The organism is Proteus sp. GOKU, from assembly GCF_015475555.1.
GTDB lineage: Bacteria > Pseudomonadota > Gammaproteobacteria > Enterobacterales > Enterobacteriaceae > Proteus > Proteus mirabilis_B.
In genome coordinates, this window is sequence record NZ_CP034105.1 from 656,320 (window position 1) to 679,448 (window position 23,129).

The 23,129-nt window shown below is 39.6% G+C and carries 17 protein-coding genes; 15 read left to right on the top strand and 2 right to left on the bottom strand.

The window, feature by feature from the left end:
* Positions 1-8: 8 nt before the first annotated feature.
* The 5 genes from tal to dnaJ all read left to right on the top strand — a co-directional run bounded on the left by tal (position 9) and on the right by dnaJ (position 6,595).
* Positions 9-962 (top strand): transaldolase, encoded by a 954-nt coding sequence (gene tal, locus EHE21_RS03100; RefSeq protein WP_088493764.1) that lies wholly within the window; start codon positions 9-11, stop codon positions 960-962.
* Between the two features lie 183 nt (positions 963-1,145).
* Entirely contained in the window at positions 1,146-2,129 is a 984-nt protein-coding gene (locus EHE21_RS03105) for a tetratricopeptide repeat protein (RefSeq protein WP_194951815.1), read from the top strand.
* Between the two features lie 224 nt (positions 2,130-2,353).
* On the top strand, positions 2,354-2,941 hold the full coding sequence (gene mog / locus EHE21_RS03110; RefSeq protein WP_088493762.1) for a molybdopterin adenylyltransferase: 588 nt from the start codon (positions 2,354-2,356) through the stop codon (positions 2,939-2,941).
* A 483-nt stretch (positions 2,942-3,424) separates the two neighbouring features.
* Positions 3,425-5,350 carry a molecular chaperone DnaK gene (gene dnaK / locus EHE21_RS03115; RefSeq protein WP_194951816.1) on the top strand — a complete coding sequence of 642 codons (1,926 nt, stop codon included), beginning with the start codon at positions 3,425-3,427 and terminating at the stop codon, positions 5,348-5,350.
* Positions 5,351-5,455: 105 nt separating this feature from the next.
* Positions 5,456-6,595 (top strand): molecular chaperone DnaJ, encoded by a 1,140-nt coding sequence (dnaJ, locus tag EHE21_RS03120; protein ID WP_088493760.1) that lies wholly within the window; start codon positions 5,456-5,458, stop codon positions 6,593-6,595.
* A 64-nt stretch (positions 6,596-6,659) separates the two neighbouring features.
* On the opposite strand, the gene EHE21_RS03125 is transcribed toward dnaJ, so the two are convergent.
* Positions 6,660-7,505, bottom strand: a complete 846-nt coding sequence (locus EHE21_RS03125; protein ID WP_088493759.1) for a DMT family transporter — start codon at positions 7,503-7,505, stop codon at positions 6,660-6,662.
* A 441-nt stretch (positions 7,506-7,946) separates the two neighbouring features.
* Here EHE21_RS03125 and nhaA point away from each other — a divergent pair, with 441 nt between their 5' ends.
* Both nhaA and nhaR read left to right on the top strand, forming a co-directional pair.
* The gene (gene nhaA, locus EHE21_RS03130) at positions 7,947-9,125 is read left to right on the top strand and encodes a Na+/H+ antiporter NhaA (RefSeq protein WP_165125969.1); all 1,179 of its coding nucleotides are present in this window, start codon (positions 7,947-7,949) and stop codon (positions 9,123-9,125) included.
* A gap of 190 nt (positions 9,126-9,315) precedes the next feature.
* Positions 9,316-10,236 (top strand): transcriptional activator NhaR, encoded by a 921-nt coding sequence (nhaR, locus tag EHE21_RS03135; protein ID WP_194951817.1) that lies wholly within the window; start codon positions 9,316-9,318, stop codon positions 10,234-10,236.
* A 72-nt stretch (positions 10,237-10,308) separates the two neighbouring features.
* On the opposite strand, the gene rpsT is transcribed toward nhaR, so the two are convergent.
* The gene (gene rpsT / locus EHE21_RS03140; protein WP_004248964.1) at positions 10,309-10,569 is read right to left on the bottom strand and encodes a 30S ribosomal protein S20; all 261 of its coding nucleotides are present in this window, start codon (positions 10,567-10,569) and stop codon (positions 10,309-10,311) included.
* Positions 10,570-11,000: 431 nt separating this feature from the next.
* Between rpsT and ribF the strand changes: the two genes are divergently transcribed.
* The 8 genes from ribF (at position 11,001) to carB (ending at position 22,665) form a co-directional block, all read left to right on the top strand.
* Complete coding sequence (gene ribF / locus EHE21_RS03145) at positions 11,001-11,942, top strand: bifunctional riboflavin kinase/FAD synthetase (protein WP_109393193.1); 942 nt, start codon at positions 11,001-11,003, stop codon at positions 11,940-11,942.
* A gap of 29 nt (positions 11,943-11,971) precedes the next feature.
* Positions 11,972-14,782 (top strand): isoleucine--tRNA ligase, encoded by a 2,811-nt coding sequence (ileS, locus tag EHE21_RS03150; protein ID WP_194951818.1) that lies wholly within the window; start codon positions 11,972-11,974, stop codon positions 14,780-14,782.
* A gap of 3 nt (positions 14,783-14,785) precedes the next feature.
* The gene (gene lspA, locus EHE21_RS03155) at positions 14,786-15,301 is read left to right on the top strand and encodes a signal peptidase II (protein ID WP_088493754.1); all 516 of its coding nucleotides are present in this window, start codon (positions 14,786-14,788) and stop codon (positions 15,299-15,301) included.
* Between the two features lie 69 nt (positions 15,302-15,370).
* Entirely contained in the window at positions 15,371-15,841 is a 471-nt protein-coding gene (fkpB, locus tag EHE21_RS03160) for an FKBP-type peptidyl-prolyl cis-trans isomerase (protein ID WP_088493753.1), read from the top strand.
* A complete protein-coding gene (ispH, locus tag EHE21_RS03165) occupies positions 15,822-16,775 on the top strand; it encodes a 4-hydroxy-3-methylbut-2-enyl diphosphate reductase (protein ID WP_098941153.1) in 954 nt (317 codons plus the stop codon). Before fkpB ends, ispH begins: the two co-directional genes overlap by 20 nt.
* A gap of 225 nt (positions 16,776-17,000) precedes the next feature.
* The gene (gene dapB, locus EHE21_RS03170; protein WP_194951819.1) at positions 17,001-17,822 is read left to right on the top strand and encodes a 4-hydroxy-tetrahydrodipicolinate reductase; all 822 of its coding nucleotides are present in this window, start codon (positions 17,001-17,003) and stop codon (positions 17,820-17,822) included.
* Positions 17,823-18,256: 434 nt separating this feature from the next.
* Positions 18,257-19,420 carry a glutamine-hydrolyzing carbamoyl-phosphate synthase small subunit gene (gene carA, locus EHE21_RS03175; RefSeq protein WP_194951820.1) on the top strand — a complete coding sequence of 388 codons (1,164 nt, stop codon included), beginning with the start codon at positions 18,257-18,259 and terminating at the stop codon, positions 19,418-19,420.
* Between the two features lie 17 nt (positions 19,421-19,437).
* Entirely contained in the window at positions 19,438-22,665 is a 3,228-nt protein-coding gene (gene carB / locus EHE21_RS03180) for a carbamoyl-phosphate synthase large subunit (RefSeq protein ID WP_194951821.1), read from the top strand.
* The last annotated feature ends 464 nt before the right edge of the window (positions 22,666-23,129 follow it).

Consider the following 23,129-nt stretch of genomic DNA (forward strand, 5'->3'; position numbering starts at 1 on the left):
TAAACAAAATGACCAACAAATTGACTTCTTTGCGTAAGCTGACAACTGTTGTTGCTGACACTGGTGACATCGCAGCAATGAAACTGTATCAGCCACAAGACGCAACTACCAACCCATCTTTAATTTTAAATGCAGCTCAAATTCCTGAATATCGTAAATTAATTGATGAAGCGATTGAATGGGCTCGTTCACAAAGCGATTCTCGTGAACAACAAATCGTTGATGCTTGCGACAAACTGGCAGTAAATATCGGTTTAGAAATTTTAAAACTGATCCCAGGTCGTATTTCAACAGAAGTTGATGCACGTCTTTCTTACGACACACAAGCGTGTATCGAAAAAGCACGTCATCTAATGAAACTTTATAATGATGCCGGTATCAGCAACGACCGTATTCTTATCAAATTAGCATCTACTTGGCAGGGTATCCGTGCCGCAGAGCAATTAGAAAAAGAAGGTATCAACTGTAACCTGACTTTACTGTTCTCTTTCGCTCAAGCGCGTGCATGTGCTGAAGCAGGTGTTTACCTGATTTCTCCATTTGTTGGTCGTATCATGGATTGGTATAAAGCCAATACAGATAAAAAAGAATTTGCTCCTGCTGAAGATCCAGGTGTGATTTCTGTTACTGAAATCTATAACTATTACAAACAACACGGTTATAACACTGTTGTTATGGGCGCAAGCTTCCGTAATATGGGTGAGATTTTAGAATTAGCAGGTTGTGACCGTCTGACTATTGCTCCAGCTCTGTTAAAAGAATTATCAGAAGCTGAAGGTGAAGTTGAACATAAATTATCTTACAAAGGTGAAGTGAAAGCGCGTCCAGAAGCTATCACTGAAGCTCAATTCTATTGGGATCACAACGCTGACCCAATGGCAGTAGATAAATTATCTGACGGTATTCGTAAATTTGCTGTCGATCAGGAAAAATTAGAGAAAATGATTGCGGATTTATTATAATTCGTCGTTAAACTCTTATAAAAATCTTAAATACCCATCTTATATAGATGGGTATTTTCATTTTTTTTCTCTCAAAATAACATTTAAGTAAATTTTAAGATTAAATTGATTGGAATATATTATTTATCCGGTAATAATTATAAAAATATATTATTAAAATACTCTATTTATTATTGGTGAATTATGAAAAAAATTGTCTTGGCAACGGTACTTGCATCGTTATTTTTTAGTGGCGCTGCAATGGCAGAAAGCAAAACGGCATTCTCTTTACCTGCAATTGAAAAAAGTGCTGAAAGTGGAAACTCAGCATCTCAGTATCAATTGGGCGTAAAATATGAGAATGGCGAAGGTGTTGAGCAGGATGCACAAAAAGCACTGGAGTGGTATACCAAAGCGGCAGAGCAAGGCCATGCTGAAGCACAGTTAAATTTAGCACTTATGTATGACATGAGTGATGATATTGACCGTGATGCAGAAAAAGCGGTTTATTGGTATAACAAATCGGCTGTTCAAGGTGTCTCTTTAGCGCAATACAATCTTGCTGTTTCTTATGATGATGGTGATGGCGTAGAGCAAGATCATGAGAAAGCAGTATATTGGTATACTAAAGCCGGTGAACAAGGTGATAGTGATGCACAATACAACCTTGGTATCTCTTATGATGAAGGCATCGGTGTAGCACAAGATCATGAAAAAGCAGTAGTTTGGTATACCAAAGCGGCAGAACAAGGCCATTCTGATGCACAATATAATCTTGCTGTTTCTTATGATGATGGTGAAGGTGTAGAACGTAACGGTACTAAAGCAGTTTTCTGGTATACCAAAGCAGCAAACCAAGGTAATCGTGATGCGCAAAATAACTTAGGCGTAATGTACGATGAAGGTGATGGCGTTGCTAAAGATGCGCGTAAAGCGGTTGAATGGTATAGAAAATCAGCTGTACAAGGTAATGGTCTGGCACAAAATAACCTTGCTTTAAACTATTACTACGGTAAAGGTGTTAAACGCGACCTGAAAGAAGCTTATGCATGGTTCTCTGTTGCTGTTGAAAATGGCGATGGTGATGAAGCTATGTTAAAACGTACTGCTCGTACATTAAATGCAGCACAATTAGCTGAAGCGAAAAAATTGGCAGCTTCTTATATTACTAAATATATTGATGAATAATATTAATTAATATTGTTCAATATTAAAGAGAGGGAGCTTATGCTCCCTTTTTTAATTTCAGTTAAAGCCAAATAAAAATAGATTGTTATCATTTCTTTATTATCTATTCTCAATAATCCAATATTAAATATCAGTAATATATTGAGATTCTTTTTAATTCTCTTGTGTTCTCATGATAATATCTGCGCGCAAGTTAGATGGTTATTGATTAATTGAGGTTTGATATGAACGAATTACGCATAGGGTTAGTTTCTGTTTCTGATCGTGCATCAAGTGGGGTTTATGAAGATAAAGGCTTACCCGCTTTAGAAGCTTGGCTAAAAGCTGCATTAACAACGCCTTTTCATATCGAATCACGCTTAATTCCTGACGAACAACTGATGATTGAACAAACACTGTGTGAGCTTGTTGATGAAGTTGGCTGTCATTTAGTGTTAACAACAGGAGGGACAGGTCCCGCGCGCCGTGATGTCACTCCTGATGCTACATTGGCTATTGCAGACAGAGAAATGCCTGGTTTTGGCGAACAAATGCGCCAAATTAGTCTGAAATTTGTGCCTACAGCTATTTTATCTCGCCAAGTTGGTGTTATCCGTAACCAAGCGTTAATTCTAAATCTGCCGGGACAACCTAAAGCCATCGCAGAAACGCTGGAAGGATTAAAAGATAATGATGGCAATGTGATTGTGAGTGGTATTTTTGCCAGTGTACCGTACTGCATTCAACTGCTTGATGGCCCTTATGTCGAAACAAATGAAGCTATCGTTGCCGCTTTTAGACCTAAATCAGCTCGCCGTTCTACTTCAGCATAAATAATGTAAGAGGTTATTTTTGTCGTCAAGCTTCAGGCTAGGAAATATTCTGACTAAATTTGGATAACGCAAAAGTAACCTTATATTTATTTGATATGTTTATTTAAAAAGCTAAAAAATATTATTTTTCAATCTCTTATGACATTATTCTAAGTCTAGTCTTAAAAAAGCATTTCAGATAAGTCACAATGTTATTTGTAACCAATCTAACATCATGAAAAATAACAGCTTTTAATTCCTGTTTTATTCTCAGACACAAATTTTTCGCATTTTTTGCATTTTTTTTCATTATTCCCCTTGATGAATGTATTTATGACCCCATCTTCTTTTCAACTGCAATTACCACTATTGAGTTGCGTTGATTTTATATCCGCTTCGAGATGATGTTGTTAAGTCTATTAATTTGTGACTTGAAAAATGAATATTCATCCTCATATAGATTGGTAGTCAAATTGATAAAGAATTCTCTTTGGAGGCGTTTAAATGGGTAAAATTATTGGTATTGACCTGGGTACAACTAACTCTTGTGTTGCTGTAATGGATGGCAAAAATGCCCGGGTTATTGAAAACAGTGAGGGCGATCGTACTACTCCTTCAATCGTTGCTTATGCACAAGATGGTGAAATCTTAGTTGGTCAACCTGCAAAACGTCAGGCTGTGACTAACCCACAAAATACTTTATTTGCCATCAAACGTTTAATTGGTCGTCGTTTTGAAGATGACGAAGTTCAGCGTGACGTTGCTATCATGCCTTACAAAATTGTAAAAGCTGATAATGGTGATGCTTGGATTGAAGCGCGTAACGACAAAATGGCTCCACCACAAGTATCTGCTGAAGTCCTGAAAAAAATGAAGAAAACAGCAGAAGACTATTTAGGTGAAGCGGTTACTGAAGCAGTTATTACTGTTCCTGCTTACTTTAACGATGCTCAACGTCAAGCAACTAAAGATGCGGGTCGTATCGCAGGTCTTGAAGTTAAACGTATTATTAACGAACCAACAGCGGCTGCTCTGGCTTACGGTTTAGATCGTGAAGTGGGCAACCGTACTATCGCAGTTTACGACTTAGGTGGTGGTACATTCGATATCTCTATCATCGAAATTGATGAAGTTGATGGCGAAAAAACCTATGAAGTTCTGTCAACCAATGGTGATACTCACTTAGGTGGTGAAGACTTCGATAGCCGTTTAATTAACTACTTAGTTGATGAATTTAAGAAAGAGCAAGGCATTGATCTGCGTAACGATCCATTAGCAATGCAACGTCTGAAAGAAGCAGCAGAAAAAGCGAAAATCGAATTATCTTCTGCACAACAAACAGATGTTAACTTGCCATATGTCACTGCAGATGCGACTGGCCCTAAACACTTAAATATCAAAGTAACTCGTGCAAAACTGGAATCTTTAGTTGAAGATTTAGTTAAACGTTCAATGGAACCAGTACGTGTTGCATTAGAAGATGCTGGCCTGAAAGTTAGCGAAGTTAACGACGTTATTCTGGTTGGTGGTCAAACTCGTATGCCAATGGTTCAAAAAACCGTTGCTGATTTCTTTGGTAAAGAGCCACGTAAAGACGTTAACCCAGATGAAGCTGTTGCAATGGGTGCGGCTGTTCAAGGTGGTGTATTAGCGGGTGATGTTAAAGACGTTCTGTTACTTGATGTAACACCACTGTCTTTAGGTATCGAAACAATGGGTGGTGTAATGACTTCCCTGATCGGAAAAAATACCACAATCCCAACTAAACATAGCCAAGTGTTCTCTACTGCAGAAGACAATCAATCTGCTGTAACTATTCACGTATTACAAGGTGAACGTAAACGTGCAAGTGATAACAAATCACTGGGTCAGTTTAACTTAGATGGTATTCAAGCAGCACCTCGCGGTATGCCACAAATCGAAGTTACTTTTGATATCGATGCTGATGGTATCTTGCATGTATCAGCGAAAGATAAAAACAGTGGTCGTGAGCAAAACATCACAATCAAAGCTTCTTCTGGTTTAAATGAAGATGAAATCCAAAAAATGGTTCGTGATGCAGAAGCAAACGCAGAAGCTGACCGTAAGTTTGAAGAATTAGTACAAACTCGTAACCAAGCTGACCAATTAGTTCACGGTACTCGTAAACAAATTGAAGAAGCGGGCGATAAATTACCAGCGAACGATAAAGAAGCTATCGAAAAAGCGGTAAGCGAGTTAGAAATTGCTTCTAAAGGCGAAGATAAAGACGCTATTGAAGCAAAAATTAAAACATTAGTTGAAGCTTCTGAAAAACTGCTAGAAATCGCACAACAACAAGCTCAAGCAGGTGCAGCAGGTAATGCCGCAGGTGCTGATGCAAGTGCGAAGAAAGATGACGACGTTGTCGATGCAGAATTTGAAGAAGTTGATGGCAAAGACAAGAAATAATGCCCTTAACGGGCTGCGGTAACTCACCTGTGAATAGTTACTGATACCGAACACGGGCGTCGAGGAAACTCAACGCCCGTGTGCTTATGTCAAGGGTAATCTAGAATGGCGAAAAGAGATTTTTACGAAGTACTCGGTTTAAGTAAAACTGCCGACGAAAAAGAAATTAAACGCGCATATAAGCGTTTAGCAATGAAATATCACCCAGACCGAAATCAAGGTGATAAAGAGTCAGAATCAAAATTCAAAGAAATCAAAGAAGCTTATGAAATCTTAAGTGATGCTCAAAAGCGTGCTGCTTATGATCAGTATGGTCATGCTGCATTTGAACAAGGTGGATTTGGTGGTCAAGGTGGCGGCGGCTTCGGCGGTGGTGCTGACTTTGGTGATATCTTTGGTGATGTATTTGGTGATATTTTTGGTGGTGGTCGCCGTCAACAACGCGCAGCGCGTGGTTCTGACTTACAATACAACATGGATCTAACGCTTGAAGAAGCGGTTCGTGGTGTTGCTAAAGAAATTCGTATACCTACACTAGAAACATGCGACAAATGCCATGGTAGCGGTGCTAAAGAAGGCACATCAGCAGAAACATGTTCTACTTGTCATGGTGCTGGTCAGGTTCATTTACGTCAAGGTTTCTTCACTGTACAGCAAGCATGTCCAACTTGTCATGGTCGCGGTAAAGTGATTAAAGAGCCTTGCTCTAAATGTCATGGTGATGGTCGTGTTGAACGCTCTAAAACGCTATCTGTCAAAATTCCAGCCGGTGTTGATACAGGCGACCGTATTCGCTTAAGCGGCGAAGGTGAAGCCGGTGAAAATGGCGCACCAGCAGGTGATTTATACGTACAGGTTCATGTTCGTCAGCATCATATTTTTGAACGTGATGGCAATAACCTTTACTGTGAAGTCCCTATTAACTTCGCTATTGCTGCTTTGGGCGGTGAAATTGAAGTCCCAACACTTGATGGCCGTGTGAAACTTAAAATTCCAGCAGAAACACAAACTGGTAAAATGTTCCGCATGAAAGGCAAAGGTGTTAAATCAGTACGCAGTAGTAGTATTGGTGACTTAATGTGTCGCGTTGTAGTTGAAACACCGGTTAAACTCAATGAGAAACAAAAAGAGTTAATGCAGCAACTGGGTGAATCATTCGGTGGCAAGAGTGGTGAGAAAAACACTCCTCGCTCTAAAAGTTTCTTAGATGGTGTGAAAAAATTCTTTGATGATTTAACCAAATAATTTTTCTTACCACCTTCAAAAAGGCCTGATGATAAAGACTGTCATCAGGCTTTTTTATTTGAAGTTACCCTATCTTGATAGCAACAATACCCGCTAAAATCACTAAACACGCTAATAGCTGTTTACGGTTAAATTGCTCTTTTAACAGATAGACAGATAAGATCATGGCAAATAACACGCTGGTTTCTCTTAATGCAGCCACAAGTACGATTGACGCATGACTCATCGCCCATATCACAATGCCATAGCTTACCAATTGCATGATCCCACCCCAAAATGCGGGTTTCCAATAATCTTTTATTTTGGCTTTTAAATGTTGGCGATAACGAAGCCAAGCAAGTAAATACATTGCAATACCATTTAAAAAGAAGAGCCATAAAATATAAGCAAAAGGTGTTTCACCTACACGAGAGCCATTACCATCGGATAGGGTATAACTTGCGGTAAATAATGCGGTAAGCAACGCAAAAAAGAGTGCATCTTTACGTAAATTAAACTCTGCTATTTTCCTACTGCGCGAGATAAGGATAATACCCAAAATGATAAATAAAATGCCTAGCAAGCCAGCTATTGGTAGTGTTTCATGAAAGAGAAAGAAACCAAGAAAAGCGGTCATTAATGGCGCACTACCGCGAGAGATAGGATAAACCTGATTAAAATCAGCCAAGGTATAACAACGGCTTAAAGAGAGTGTGTAACCAATATGAAATAAAACAGAAAGGGCAAGCCACTTCCATGCACCAACATCAGGTAGCCCAACCCAAAATAGGGCGGGTAGTGTTACAACACCAGAAAAGAAAGTCAGTAATGAGATCCCTAAAAATCGATCATTGCCTACTTTAACCAATGCGTTCCAGCATGCATGAAAGATAGCAGCAAATAAAACGGCAATAAAAACAGTAATCGACATATTGATAGAAACCTTAATATGGAAAGGGTAATTTTTTATAAAACAATAGCACAGTGGTTAAACAGTAAATACGCCACTATTTCTTTTTTATCATTTGAGATGATTTTAAGGGTGAGGAGTAAACGCCATTTTTTCAGTAATAAAAATTAATACGTTTTAGCTATTTTATCAATTGGCATCATTTATTAAAAAAGACGCTTGTTTTTACTGAATGGTGAAAAATAATATTTATATTCAATTGGTTATTATTGTAACTCTTAATTATTATCTTTTTTTCACTATTGAAAAACTATGTTGATGAATTGATCTTATTCATCTTGTTTTTCTTGGTATTTCTTATTTAGCTCGAATAATCCGAGTTATTATCCATAAATAATCTGTTTTTTACGAATCCATGATTAGCATATTATTAACAAGATTAGTGATTCTGAGGTTAATATTATGACGGCAATTATTAGACAATTTTTGAGATTAGAGGCATCAGGCGGTATTCTTCTGATTATTGCTGCTATTATCGCATTGATTATGGCGAATACACCTCTAAGTGCTTTGTATAATGAGTTTTTATCTATTCCCATTATGATCAAATTCGGTGCATTCGAACTTGATAAACCATTATTACTTTGGGTAAACGATGCCTTGATGGCAATCTTTTTCTTAGTAGTGGGATTAGAAGTTAAACGCGAATTAAAAGAAGGCTCTTTGGCTCAGCGTGATAGAGCAATTTTCCCTGCGATAGCTGCGGTGGGTGGTATGTTAGCTCCAGCATTGGTTTATTTGATGTTTAATCATACTGATGCCGTTGGACAGCAGGGTTGGGCAATTCCAGCCGCGACAGATATCGCTTTTGCATTGGGTGTTATGGCGTTACTTGGCAAGCGTGTTCCTGTTGAATTAAAAGTCTTCTTATTAGCATTGGCTATCATTGATGACTTAGGTGTGATCGTTATTATTGCACTCTTTTATTCAAAGAGTATTGCACTAATGCCTCTTGCTTTGGCAGGTTTAATCGTGATTGCTCTGGGCATAATGAATTGGCGTAAAGTGGGTAATACGGCCGCTTATCTAATTCTTGGGTTCATCTTGTGGGTGTGTATTTTAAAATCAGGTATTCATGCGACGATTGCGGGTGTGATTGTGGGATTCCTTATCCCATTAAGAAATAAAGAAGGGGATTCTCCTTCTGAAGAATTAGAGCATGTGTTGCACCCTTGGGTTGCCTATTTTATTTTACCGCTGTTTGCATTTAGTAACGCAGGGGTTTCTTTAAATGGTGTAACGCTTGATGGCATGTTGTCTGCCTTACCGTTAGGTATCGCGTTAGGTCTATTTTTAGGTAAGCCGATTGGAATTTTCCTCTTTAGTTGGGTTTCGGTAAAACTAGGCATTGCAAAATTACCAGATGCGATTAACCTTAAACAAATATTTGCAGTATCTGTGCTATGTGGTATCGGTTTTACTATGTCTATCTTTATCGCAGGATTAGCATTCGATGGCGCGGATGAAGCTTATAATACCTACGCTAAGCTTGGTATTTTAGTAGGTTCAACGGTAGCCGCTGTTGTGGGATATTTGTTACTTCGCTCTGTTTTACCGAAGTTAAAAACAAAGTCAATATAGGGAAGTTCATTACGGATTTGAGTTTTTCAACACAATAAATACCGAGCTATACATTTAAACCTACGGTGCAATACAGTGTATTGTGCCGTAGGTGTTTTTATGAGGATTGGATGCAAGGAAAGCCAATCGTAAACTAATGCGTTATTACATAGTCTGTGTTTGAAGCACAGAAGTTGAAAGGAAGATAACTATGCGGGTGTCACATCTCAATTTTAACCATCTTTATTATTTTTGGCATGTGTGTAAAGAAGGCTCTGTTGTGGGTGCAGCGCAAGCGCTGTATCTGACACCTCAGACAATTACAGGGCAAATTAAAGCATTAGAAGAAAGATTGGGTGGCAAATTATTTAAACGCCAAGGAAGAGGGTTGGTTCCGTCAGAATTGGGGCAGCTCATTTTTCGTTATGCTGATAAAATGTTTATGCTCAGCCAAGAAATGCTGGATATCGTCAACTACAGTCGTGAATCGAATTTACTGTTTGATGTCGGTGTTGCGGATGCATTATCAAAACAATTAGTCAGTCGCGTATTAGAAACAGCTGTTATTGATAATGAACAAATTCATCTGCGTTGTTTTGAATCGACTCATGAACTATTACTCGAACAATTAAGTCAGCATAAGCTGGATATGATCCTATCCGATTGTCCTGTGGATTCATCACAACAAGAAGGTTTGTTCTCTGTAAAACTAGGCGAATGTAATATGAGCTTTTTTTGCAGTCATCCTCTTCCTGAAAAACCGTTTCCTGAATGTTTAGAAGAGAGAAAGCTCCTCATTCCTGGCCGTCGATATATGTTAGGTCGCCATTTATTAACATGGATACGTAACAAAAACCTGCAAGTGGAAATACTGGGTGAGTTTGATGATGCGGCATTAATGAAAGCATTTGGCTTAAATTATAATGCTATTTTTGTCGCGCCTTCGCTGTATACCGATGAAACTTTTGCTCATAGTAATATCGAAGAAATTGGGATGCTTGATACGGTTAAGGAAGAGTACTACGCGATTTTTGCAGAGCGAATGATCCAACATCCAGCCGTTCAACGTGTTTGTAATACTGATTTTTCAGAACTCTTTAATGGAGATAAGAAGAGTGTTACAAACCCATAAGCGGGTTATGGTTAAAAAGCAGAAAACAAAAAACCGGCATAAGCCGGTTTTTTATAACACAAGAAAGCAATATTACATTGCTTTGATTTGTGCTTGCAGATTAGCTTTATGACGTGCTGCTTTATTCTTGTGAATTAAGCCTTTAGTTGCCTGACGGTCAACAATTGGTTGCATGTCATTAAATGCTTTTTGTGCTGCTTCTTTATCACCTGAAGCAACTGCTGCGTATACTTTTTTGATGTAAGTACGCATCATAGAACGACGGCTTGCGTTGTGCTGACGACGCTTTTCAGACTGAACCGCACGTTTCTTAGCTGATTTGATATTAGCCAAGTTCCAACTCCCAAATATATTCTAGCGAGGACAAATACAAAGGTGAAGGAATATGCCTTTTCAACCTAAGTTTGTCAATGGATTTATACAAAATTAGCGTCGTTGTACGCGACACTTGTTTCGTTGTGATGGCGCAAGATTTTATCAGTTAAGACGGGTAGAATACAGTCTTTTGAGTGAAAAAATCATCAAAATCGTGTATATGAGTAATAAATAATAGATTCTAATAGGATCTATGCTGGATTTTATGCGATTTTATAACCAAGAAGTGAGTGATAGTTCATTTTTTGTTTGATGTGAGCAATCAAATTTAAGAATAACAGTGAATCGACTTATCGAGATATTACTCATCAATAAACATTGATATATTGGGTTACTCTCAAGCCTTTGACAAGGTATAATCCAATAATTTCCACGGTATTGAGCCAGTTATGGAGCTAATTCGCGGTATACAAAATATTAGAGCGCTACACCACGGGTGCGTTCTGACAATTGGGAATTTTGATGGTGTCCATAGAGGCCATCAGGCATTATTGAAACACTTGAAGCAAGAGGCGTCACAGCGAGGATTACCTACTGTTGTGATGACATTTGAACCTCAGCCACTTGAGTTCTTTTTACCAGAAAAGGCGCCAGCACGTCTGACTCGCTTGCGAGACAAGATAAAGTATTTAGCTGAATGTGGTATTGATTACCTTTTGTGTGTCAAATTTGATAAACAATTTGCAGCACAAACCCCAGAAGAGTTTGTTTCATCACTATTGGTGAATAAATTAGGGGTGAAGTTTCTTGCTATTGGCGATGATTTTCGCTTTGGCAAAAATCGTGAAGGTGATTTTCACTTTTTACAACAAGCCGGTGCAAGATATGGATTTGAAGTCGCTAATACCGAAAGTTATTGCGATAAAGGATTACGTATCAGTAGCACTGCGGTACGAGAAGCGTTACTCAATGATGATTTAGTCCTTGCTGAATCACTACTAGGACACCCTTACAGTGTTTGTGGACGTGTTGTTCATGGTAATGAATTGGGTAGAACCATTGGTTTTCCGACAGCCAATATTCCTATGAAACGCTTAGTTGCACCTGTTAAAGGCGTTTATGCCGTTGATGTCTATTTATCAGATAATCAATCACCTTTACCCGGTGTGGCAAATATCGGAAGTCGTCCTACTGTACAAGGGAAGGGCGTACAATTAGAAGTTCATTTAATCGACGTTAATATGGATTTATATGGACGTCGTATTGATGTTGTGTTACGAAAGAAATTACGTAATGAACAGCGATTTGCATCATTGGATGCATTGAAGCAGCAAATCGCAGATGATGTGGCTACTGCTAGGGATTTTTTATCGCAGCGGTCGGAGTCATAAACTAGCGGAAAATTGGAACTGAGAATCGAATGAGTGACTATAAAAATACCCTGAACTTACCAGAAACAGGGTTCCCTATGCGCGGGGATTTAGCAAAGCGCGAGCCAGAGATGTTATCACGTTGGTACAAAGAAGGTTTGTATCAAGCAATTCGTCAGGCTAAAAGTGGTAAGAAAACATTTATTTTGCACGATGGCCCTCCATACGCCAACGGCAATATTCATATTGGTCACTCAGTAAACAAAATTCTCAAAGATATTATTATTAAATCCAAAGGGCTGTCAGGCTTTGATTCTCCGTACATTCCAGGATGGGATTGTCACGGGTTACCTATCGAACTAAAAGTTGAACAAATTGTAGGTAAACCAGGAGAGAAAATATCTGCAGCGCAATTCCGCGAGGAATGCCGTAAATACGCTTACGAGCAAATTGAAGCACAGAAAAAAGATTTTATTCGTTTAGGTGTTCTAGGAGATTGGGAAAAACCTTATCTTACAATGGACTATAAAACTGAAGCGAATACTATCCGTGCATTAGCGCGCATTATCGCAAATGGTCACCTGTTAAAAGGGGCTAAACCTGTTCACTGGTGTACAGCGTGCGGCTCATCATTAGCAGAAGCTGAAGTTGAATATTACGACAAAACTTCACCTTCCATTGATGTGCGTTTCACAGCCGTTGATCCAAGTGCTGTAGCTGCTAAATTCCATGCAACAACGGATAAGCCAGTTTCTTTGGTTATCTGGACAACAACGCCTTGGACATTACCTGCTAACCGTGCGATCGCCTTAAATGCAGAATTTAATTATGTTTTAGTCTCTTTTAACGATGAATGCGTGATTTTAGCCGCTGATCTTGTTGAAGGCGTAATGAAGCGTATTGGCGTAACAAGCTGGACTGTTTTAGGTGAATGTAAAGGTACTGATTTAGAGCTACTGCGCTTTAATCATCCATTTATGGGCTTTGATGTACCTGCAATTTTAGGTGATCACGTTACATTAGAAGCAGGTACAGGTGCTGTTCATACTGCACCAGGCCATGGTCCTGATGACTTTGTTGTTGGTCAAAAATACGGTTTAGAAGTTGCAAACCCAGTTGGACCAAATGGTTGCTACTTAGCAGGCACTTACCCAACATTAGATGGCGTTTTTGTTTTTAAAGCGAACGATGTCATTGTTGAATTGCTAAAAGAAAAAGGTGCGCTGTTACATCACGAAGCCTTACAGCATAGCTATCCTTGCTGTTGGAGACATAAAACCCCAGTTATTTTCCGTGCAACACCACAATGGTTTATTGGCATGGATAAAAACGGTTTACGTCAACAATCATTAAAAGAAATCAAAGGTGTTAAATGGATCCCTGATTGGGGTCAAGCACGCATTGAATCAATGGTTGAAAACCGTCCTGACTGGTGTATTTCTCGTCAACGTACTTGGGGTACGCCAATGTCTCTGTTTGTTCACAAAGAGACTCAAGAGCCGCATCCACGTACTTTAGAGTTGATGGAAGAAGTTGCAAAACGTGTTGAAGTGAGCGGCATTCAAGCATGGTGGGATTTAGATATCCGTGAAGTGCTGGGTGATGAAGCTGACGATTACATGAAAACGCCAGATACACTGGATGTTTGGTTCGATTCAGGATCAACCCACTCAACGGTTGTTGACGATCGTCCAGAATTCCACGGTAATTCAGCAGATATGTACTTAGAAGGCTCTGACCAACATCGTGGTTGGTTTATGTCTTCACTGATGATCTCGACTGCAATCAAAGGCAAAGCGCCTTACCGTGAAGTTTTAACACACGGTTTTACCGTAGATGGACAAGGCCGTAAAATGTCTAAATCTATCGGTAACACAGTCAGCCCACAAGATGTAATGGATAAACTGGGTGCTGATATCCTGCGTTTATGGGTTGCATCAACAGACTACACCGGTGAAATCGCTGTATCTGATGAGATCTTAAAACGTTCTGCGGATACTTATCGTCGTATTCGTAATACTGCACGTTTCTTCTTAGCGAACTTAAATGGTTTTGATCCTGCAAAACACCAAGTTAAGCCAGAAGAGATGGTGACACTTGATCGCTGGGCAGTTGGTCGTGCGAAAGCAGCACAAGCAGAGATCCTAAAACACTATGAAAATTACGATTTCCATAATGTTATTCAGCGCTTAATGCAGTTCTGTTCAGTGGAAATGGGTTCTTTCTACTTAGATATCATCAAAGATAGACAGTACACCGCGAAAAGCGATAGTGTTGCTCGTCGTAGTTGTCAAACTGCGTTATTCCATATCAGCGAAGCATTAGTTCGTTGGATGGCTCCAGTTATGTCATTCACAGCAGATGAGATCTGGAATGAGTTACCAGGTGAACGTGCAAAATATGTCTTAACGGAAGAATGGTATACCGATTTATTTGGCTTAGATGCATCAGAAACCTTAAATGATGACTACTGGGCTGAATTACTTGCCGTTCGTGGTGAAGTCAACAAAATATTAGAGCAAGCTCGTACAGATAAACAACTGCGTGGCTCTTTAGAAGCATCAGTAACTCTGTATGCAGATAAAGCTTTAGCAGATAAGTTAAATGCGTTAGGTAACGAACTGCGTTTTGTTTTATTAACTTCTCAAGCGAAAGTGGCAGATATTAATGAAGCACCAGAAACAGCATTAGCTTCTGATATGGCGGGTTTAAAAATCGCCTTTAACAAAGCAGATGGCGAAAAATGTCCTCGTTGCTGGCATTATGCGACAGATATCGGTCAAGTAGCGGAACACGCTGAATTGTGCGGACGCTGTGTTACTAACGTAGCCGGTAACGGTGAAGAACGTAAGTTTGCTTAATTAATGAAGAAAACACTTTGCTCTACAGGTTTACGCTGGCTATGGCTGGCCGTCGCCGTAGTGGTGTTGGATTTAGGAACGAAACAGTATTTCATGCAGACATTTCGTCTGTATGAATCTGTTGCCGTGATGCCTTTTTTCAATTTCACTTACGCCCATAACTATGGTGCTGCCTTTAGCTTTTTAGCAGATAAAGGGGGATGGCAACGTTGGTTTTTTGCACTGATTGCATTGGCAATCTGCATTACGTTATTGGTAATGATGTATAAAAACAAAGCGAGTGCCAAACTAAGTAACGTTGCTTATGCGCTAATTATTGGCGGAGCATTGGGTAATCTCTCTGATCGTCTGATCCATGGGTTTGTTATCGATTTCCTTGATGTTTATATCGGAGATTGGCATTGGCCTACCTTTAATATTGCTGATATGGGGATTTGTATTGGTGCAGGGCTTATCATTATTGAGAGCTTTTTTCCTGATAAAAATGTCAGTCCTCAAGATGCAAAAAAGCAAAAGTAATCAGACAAGAAGTTAACTAAAATAACCCCTGCCTTATGGCGGGGGTTACGCTTAATAGAAGGTATTAGTATGGTTATGCAGGTACTCAATGACAGCGCAGTGTTGCTGAATTTCACTTTAAAGTTAGCAGATGGCTCTGTTGCTGAATCTACACAAGCGCATGGTAAACCCGCACTTTTTCGTTTAGGTGATGAAAGCTTATCGCCAGCCTTAGAAGCTGAATTATTGGGATTATCAACGGGAGATAAAAAAACCTTTACGCTTGCGGGTGAACATCTTTTTGGTAAATACAATCCTGACTTGATCCAATACTTTATGCCTTCTGACTTTGCAGAGTCTGGTGTGCCTGAAGCAGGTACTATCATGCTATTTACCGCAATGAATGGCAGTGAAATGCCGGGCATTGTCAGAGATGTCACTGAAGATTCTGTGACTGTTGATTTTAATCATCCGTTAGCATCAGAAGAAGTGACATTTGATATTGAAGTCGTCGGCATCAATCCTGAGGAGGAAACAACACATGCAAATACTGCTGGCTAACCCACGAGGCTTTTGTGCGGGTGTTGACCGAGCTATCAGCATTGTTGACCGCGCTCTGGAAATCTATGGCGCACCTATTTATGTTCGTCACGAAGTCGTTCATAACCGCTATGTCGTTAACGATTTACGTGAACGTGGCGCTATCTTTATTGAAGAAATTTCAGAAGTCCCTGATAACGCGATTTTAATTTTTTCTGCTCATGGTGTTTCTCAAGCGATTCGCCAAGAAGCTCGTTCACGTAATTTAACCATGCTTTATGATGCAACTTGCCCATTAGTAACTAAAGTTCATATGGAAGTGGCAAGGGCAAGCCGTAAAGGCAAAGAAGCGATTTTAATCGGTCATGCGGGACATCCTGAAGTTGAAGGCACAATGGGGCAATACAATAACCCTGAAGGGGGAATGTATTTAGTTGAGTCACCTGCTGATGTTTGGAAATTAGAAGTAAAAGATGAAGATAATCTTTGTTTTATGACTCAAACAACGCTTTCTGTTGATGATACATCTGAAGTGATTGATGCTTTAAATGCACGCTTCCCAAAAATTATTGGGCCTCGTAAAGATGATATCTGCTACGCAACAACTAATCGCCAAGAAGCTGCAAGAGAACTTGCAGAAAAAGCAGATGTTGTATTTGTAGTGGGTTCTAAGAACTCATCAAACTCTAATCGCTTGGCAGAGCTTGCTCAGCGCGCAGGTAAGCCTTCTTATCTTATCGATAGCTTTGAAGATATTGATGAGTCATGGGTCGCTAATGCCAATATTGTTGGCGTTACCGCAGGAGCTTCAGCTCCAGATATTTTAGTTCAACAAGTATTAGAGCGTTTAAAAACCTTTGGTGCTGATGAAGTGATCGAACTATCTGGGCGTGAAGAAAATATTGTTTTTGAAGTACCAAAAGAACTTCGTCTAGATTATAAAGTTATCGAATAAGACAATCTAGAAAGCGTGATTTTTAAAAGCAGAGTTTAAATCTCTGCTTTTTTTATACCTAAAGTTAAATGAATAATCATGCTGTTCATCTCTTTTACTGATAATGACTACGGTTTTGTGTGTTTTTCTTATCTCGAACGTTAAATGCTGGCATCAAGCGGATGACATCGCTAATCTGTAAACAATAAATAGAGATAATAAGTATCGTTAAGGAGAAATTTAGTTATGTCTGCAAAAGAACTTCGTCTTGCTGTCGTTGGTGCTGGTGGTCGTATGGGGCGTCAATTAATTCAGGCAATTTCTCAACAAGAAGGAACCGTTTTAGGTGCTGCTTTTGAGCGTACTAATTCTTCATTGATTGGTGCTGATGCTGGAGAATTAGCAGGCATTGGGCATATTGGTGTCACAATCACTGATAACTTGCTAGCTCAAGCGAATGAATTTGATGTGTTAATTGATTTCACACGCCCTGAAGGAACACTTTCTCATATTGCATTTTGTGTAGAGCAGAAAAAAGGCATGATCATTGGTACAACGGGCTTTGATGATGAAGGCAAAAAAGCCATAGATGATGCAGCGAAAATCATCCCGATCGTGTTTGCAGCTAACTTTAGTGTTGGTGTTAATTTAGTGCTTAAATTACTTGAAAAAGCAGCTAAAGTGATGGGATCTTACACTGATATTGAAATCGTAGAAGCTCACCATCGTCATAAAGTTGATGCGCCATCCGGTACGGCATTAGCAATGGGAGAGTCTATTGCAGATGCGTTAGGTCGTGATCTTAAAGAGTGCGCAGTTTATGAACGAGTAGGGCATACGGGAGAGCGTGATCCTCAAAGTATCGGATTCGCAACTATTCGTGCAGGCGATATTGTGGGTGAGCACACTGCAATTTTTGCTGATATCGGTGAGCGAGTAGAGATAAGTCATAAGGCTTCTAGTCGAATGACATTTGCAAATGGCGCTGTTAAGGCATCACTTTGGCTAAGTGATAAAAAATCAGGTCTTTATAATATGAAAGATGTGCTTTCATTAGAGGATTTGTAACTTATAAAAAATATAATTTATTGAAAACTCATAAGTATTTTTATATTTATGAGTTTTTTGTTTTGTTTATAATGTTATTTAATTATTTGTCTTATTTTTATTTATTATCTCTTCTTTTTCTTCGTGTTAGCCTCTAAAAATACAAAAAAAACTCATTTTATTCCTTCTTTTTTCTATTTTTAAATTATCTTGGTAAGCAAACGGTTAAATTTGTAAGATTGATTGTATAAATTGTCACTTGGTTAACTAAATTGCTAATGAATGATATTTTTTAAATTAAAAAGGTGTTTTTTCTAGACATCTGCCTATTCGATCTTTAGAATGCGCCCAATTTGCCAAAAATTTGCCCAATTTTATGTTTTTGGCATTGATTTAGAGTCTTAAATCTGAATTAATATGCATGAAATGTGATTTATTATTCTCTGGAGGGCATTTTGATTAAATCAGCTATACTGGTTCTAGAAGATGGGACCGAATTCCACGGCAAGTCGATTGGCGCAGAAGGCGCCGCCATCGGTGAAGTCGTTTTTAATACTTCAATGACCGGTTATCAAGAAATACTAACCGACCCTTCTTACTCCCAACAAATAGTTACTCTCACCTATCCCCACATTGGCAATACCGGCGTTAATCGTTCAGACGAAGAATCAGAAACTATCCATGCTCAAGGCTTAATTATTCGCGACTTGCCATTAGTGATGAGCAACTATCGTGCACAAGAAACGTTATCTGATTATCTTAAACGCCAAAATATTGTCGCTATTGCGGACATTGATACACGTAAGTTAACTCGTTTGTTGAGAGAAAAAGGCGCACAAAACGGTTGTATCATCGTCGGTGAACATCTTGATACCAAACTTGCTCTTGAAAAAGCCAAGGCCTTTCCTGGCTTAAAGGGAATGGATTTAGCCAAAACAGTAACCGTCAAGCAGGCTTACCAATGGACTCAAGGTAGTTGGACGCTAGAAAATGAACTACCAGCAGCAAAATTAGCGACTGAATTGCCACTGCATATTGTGGCGTATGATTTTGGTGTGAAACGTAATATTTTACGTATGCTGGTGGATAGAGGGTGTCGAGTCACCGTTGTACCAGCACAAACGCCAGCTCAAGATGTTTTAGCCCTTTCTCCTGATGGTATTTTCCTTTCCAATGGTCCCGGGGATCCAGAGCCCTGTGATTACGCCATTAACGCCATTCAAACCTTTTTAACCACTGATATTCCCGTATTTGGTATTTGCTTAGGGCATCAATTACTCGCATTAGCCAGTGGTGCAAAAACCATCAAAATGAAATTTGGTCACCACGGTGGTAATCATCCTGTTAAAGATCTAGATAAAAATACTGTGATGATCACGGCGCAAAATCATGGATTTGCTGTTGATGAAACATCACTTCCTACTAATTTACGAGTGACACATAAATCTCTGTTTGATGGATCTTTACAAGGTATTCATCGTACAGACAAACCTGCATTCAGTTTCCAAGGGCACCCAGAAGCTAGCCCAGGGCCACATGATGCCGCACCTCTTTTTGATCACTTTATCGAGCTTATCGCGCAATATCGTCAAAACCAGCAATCAGTGACAACAAAATAAATCAGGAGCGAAAGAAAATGGCTAAAAGAACAGATATCAAAACAATCCTGATTTTAGGTGCTGGGCCGATTGTTATCGGACAAGCGTGTGAATTTGACTATTCAGGCGCTCAAGCATGTAAAGCCCTTCGTGAAGAGGGATATCGAGTTGTTTTGGTAAATTCAAATCCTGCAACCATTATGACTGATCCTGAAATGGCCGATGCAACGTACATCGAGCCCATTCACTGGCAAGTTGTGAGAAAAATTATTGAAAAAGAGCGCCCTGATGCGGTATTACCAACAATGGGCGGGCAAACAGCACTGAACTGCGCTTTAGAATTAGAGCGCCAAGGTGTTTTGGCTGAGTTTGGTGTCACCATGATTGGTGCAACAGCTGATGCAATTGATAAAGCAGAAGATAGACAACGCTTTGACAAAGCGATGAAAAAAATCGGCTTAGATACTGCTCGCTCAGGCATTGCACATAACCTTGATGAAGCTTTTGCTGTTGCTGAACTAGTTGGTTTCCCTTGTATTATCCGTCCTTCATTCACGATGGGGGGAACCGGTGGCGGTATTGCCTATAATCGTGAAGAATTTGAAGAAATCTGTACCCGAGGTTTAGATTTATCACCAACCAATGAACTGTTAATTGATGAATCACTGATTGGTTGGAAAGAGTATGAAATGGAAGTTGTGCGCGATAAAAACGACAACTGCATTATCGTCTGTTCTATCGAAAACTTTGATGCAATGGGAATTCATACGGGAGATTCCATTACTGTCGCGCCAGCACAAACCCTTACCGACAAAGAATATCAAATTATGCGTAATGCCTCGATGGCGGTATTACGTGAGATAGGTGTTGAAACTGGTGGTTCTAACGTTCAGTTTGCGGTTGATCCTAAAACAGGGCGCTTGATTGTTATCGAAATGAATCCTCGTGTTTCGCGTTCATCCGCGCTTGCCTCTAAAGCAACAGGTTTCCCGATTGCGAAAGTCGCTGCAAAATTAGCAGTAGGTTATACCCTCGATGAGCTGATGAATGATATCACTGGCGGGAGAACGCCAGCCTCTTTTGAACCATCCATTGATTATGTTGTGACAAAAATCCCTCGCTTTAACTTTGAAAAATTTGCAGGAACAAATGACAGATTAACAACGCAAATGAAATCTGTTGGTGAGGTGATGGCAATTGGTAGAACACAACAAGAGTCCTTGCAAAAAGCATTACGAGGCCTCGAAGTTGGGGCGACAGGTTTTGATCCTAAAGTCGATTTAGACGACCCTGAAGCATTAACGAAAATTCGCCGTGAGCTAAAAGAAGCCGGTTCAGACAGAATTTGGTATATCGCAGATGCTTTCCGTGCTGGACTATCCGTTGATGGTGTCTTTAATCTCACTAATATTGACCGCTGGTTCTTAGTTCAAATTGAAGAAATCGTTCGTCTTGAAGAAAAAGTCAGTGAAGTCGGTATCAAAGGGTTAAGCGCTGATTTCTTGCGTCAGTTAAAACGTAAAGGCTTTGCAGATGCACGCTTAGCTAAAATACTTAACGTAAAAGAGCGCGCCATTCGCCAATTACGTGAGCAATATCAACTCCATCCTGTCTATAAACGTGTTGATACTTGTGCGGCAGAATTTGCTACTGATACGGCTTATATGTACTCGACTTATGAAGAAGAGTGCGAGGCAAATCCACATCAAGATAAACCTAAAGTGATGATCTTAGGTGGTGGACCAAATCGTATAGGGCAAGGAATTGAGTTTGATTATTGCTGTGTTCATGCTGCGCTTGCGTTGCGTGAAGACGGTTACGAAACCATCATGGTGAACTGTAACCCTGAAACGGTTTCAACGGATTATGACACCTCTGACAGACTCTATTTTGAACCTGTTACGTTAGAAGATGTGCTTGAAATTGTACGTATCGAAAAACCGAAAGGGGTGATCGTGCAATATGGTGGACAGACACCATTAAAATTAGCCAGAGCGCTAGAAGCTGAAGGTGTGCCAGTCATTGGGACAACGCCAGATGCTATCGATAAAGCTGAAGATCGTGAACGTTTCCAAAAAGCGGTTGATAAGTTAGGGTTAAAACAGCCTGAAAATGCCACTGTAACGGCGTTAGAAGAAGCGGTAGAAAAAGCACAACAGATAGGGTATCCGCTGGTGGTTCGTCCTTCTTATGTCCTTGGTGGACGCGCAATGGAAATTGTTTATGACGAAGTTGATTTACGTCGTTATTTCCAAACCGCAGTCAGTGTGTCAAATGATGCGCCTGTCTTATTAGATCGTTTTCTTGATGATGCGATTGAAGTCGATATTGATGCGATTTGCGACGGTAAACAAGTCGTGATTGGTGGCATTATGGAGCATATCGAACAAGCGGGTGTTCACTCTGGTGATTCAGCTTGCTCATTGCCTGCCTACACCCTAAGCAAAGAAATTCAAGATGTGATGCGTAAACAAGTCCGTGAGCTCGCTTTTGAATTAGGTGTAAAAGGGTTGATGAATGCACAATTCGCGGTGAAAGGTGATGATGTTTATCTTATTGAAGTTAATCCTCGTGCTGCTCGTACCGTTCCTTTTGTGTCAAAAGCCACAGGCGTACCATTAGCCAAAGTTGCTGCGCGTGTCATGATTGGTCAAAGTCTTGAAGAGCAGGGCGTAACAAAAGAAGTTATTCCGCCTTATTACTCTGTAAAAGAAGTGGTTTTACCTTTCAATAAGTTTGCAGGTGTTGATCCAATTTTAGGACCAGAAATGCGTTCAACAGGTGAAGTGATGGGCGTTGGTGCAACCTTTGCACAAGCCTTTGCTAAAGCGATGTTAGGCAGCAGTTCTACTATGAAGAAAAAAGGTAGAGCCCTTCTTTCTGTGCGTGAAGGTGACAAAAAGCGCGTTGTTGATTTGGCGACAAAATTACTAAAAAGTGGATTTGAATTAGATGCTACACATGGTACAGCCATTGTATTAGGTGAAGCAGGAATAAATCCACGTTTAGTCAATAAAGTGCATGAAGGGCGGCCGCATATTGAAGATAGAATTAAAAATGGTGAATATGACTATATTGTTAATACCACATCTGGTCGTCAAGCCATTGAAGATTCTAAAATTATTCGTCGCAGTGCATTAAGATATAAAGTCCATTATGACACGACGTTAAATGGCGGATTTGCAACAACACTATCATTAACGGCAGATCCGACGGCGAGTGTTATTTCAGTTCAAGAAATGCATAAAAAGATAAATAAAGTTTAAGTTTATTTGTTGCCGTAATAATGATCCCGAATATGAAGAAACTTGTATTCGGGATTTTTTGTTTTTTATCGCTATTTAAAAAAAGAAAATCTTACGGAAAAAAGAAAGCCCCAAATAAATTTATTTGGGGCGATTGCAAAACAAAGAGGTGGGTGCGGATCTTTTTTCAAGTAAGGAGTCAAGAAAATAAAACAAGTTAATTTCTTTGTTTTAGCGAATTTATTTTGTCTTTTTTTGGCGTTTGAGTCAATAGTAAATCATTTTACGCAATCAGCTAATATGTTGTTTTAACTTGATTAAATTTGTGATTTACCACTGATAAGGTATAGGGGATAGAGAAATTTCTGTTACTATATTAGTGGGTGCTTGGATCATTTTGGTTCAAGCATTTTGCAAAAGCCAGAAAGAGAAAAGCCCCGAATTTTATTCTCATAAAATCCGGGGACAGACTCAAACCTGAACAA

Excerpts from the sequence above, each read along its gene's own strand:
- tal (WP_088493764.1), top strand. The coding sequence starts at position 9 with ATGACCAACAAATTGACTTCTTTGCGTAAGCTGACAACTGTTGTTGCT.
- EHE21_RS03105 (WP_194951815.1), top strand. The coding sequence starts at position 1,146 with ATGAAAAAAATTGTCTTGGCAACGGTACTTGCATCGTTATTTTTTAGT.
- mog (WP_088493762.1), top strand. The coding sequence starts at position 2,354 with ATGAACGAATTACGCATAGGGTTAGTTTCTGTTTCTGATCGTGCATCA.
- dnaK (WP_194951816.1), top strand. The coding sequence starts at position 3,425 with ATGGGTAAAATTATTGGTATTGACCTGGGTACAACTAACTCTTGTGTT.
- dnaJ (WP_088493760.1), top strand. The coding sequence starts at position 5,456 with ATGGCGAAAAGAGATTTTTACGAAGTACTCGGTTTAAGTAAAACTGCC.
- EHE21_RS03125 (WP_088493759.1), bottom strand. The coding sequence starts at position 7,505 with ATGTCGATTACTGTTTTTATTGCCGTTTTATTTGCTGCTATCTTTCAT.
- nhaA (WP_165125969.1), top strand. The coding sequence starts at position 7,947 with ATGACGGCAATTATTAGACAATTTTTGAGATTAGAGGCATCAGGCGGT.
- nhaR (WP_194951817.1), top strand. The coding sequence starts at position 9,316 with ATGCGGGTGTCACATCTCAATTTTAACCATCTTTATTATTTTTGGCAT.
- ribF (WP_109393193.1), top strand. The coding sequence starts at position 11,001 with ATGGAGCTAATTCGCGGTATACAAAATATTAGAGCGCTACACCACGGG.
- ileS (WP_194951818.1), top strand. The coding sequence starts at position 11,972 with ATGAGTGACTATAAAAATACCCTGAACTTACCAGAAACAGGGTTCCCT.
- lspA (WP_088493754.1), top strand. The coding sequence starts at position 14,786 with ATGAAGAAAACACTTTGCTCTACAGGTTTACGCTGGCTATGGCTGGCC.
- fkpB (WP_088493753.1), top strand. The coding sequence starts at position 15,371 with ATGGTTATGCAGGTACTCAATGACAGCGCAGTGTTGCTGAATTTCACT.
- ispH (WP_098941153.1), top strand. The coding sequence starts at position 15,822 with ATGCAAATACTGCTGGCTAACCCACGAGGCTTTTGTGCGGGTGTTGAC.
- dapB (WP_194951819.1), top strand. The coding sequence starts at position 17,001 with ATGTCTGCAAAAGAACTTCGTCTTGCTGTCGTTGGTGCTGGTGGTCGT.
- carB (WP_194951821.1), top strand. The coding sequence starts at position 19,438 with ATGGCTAAAAGAACAGATATCAAAACAATCCTGATTTTAGGTGCTGGG.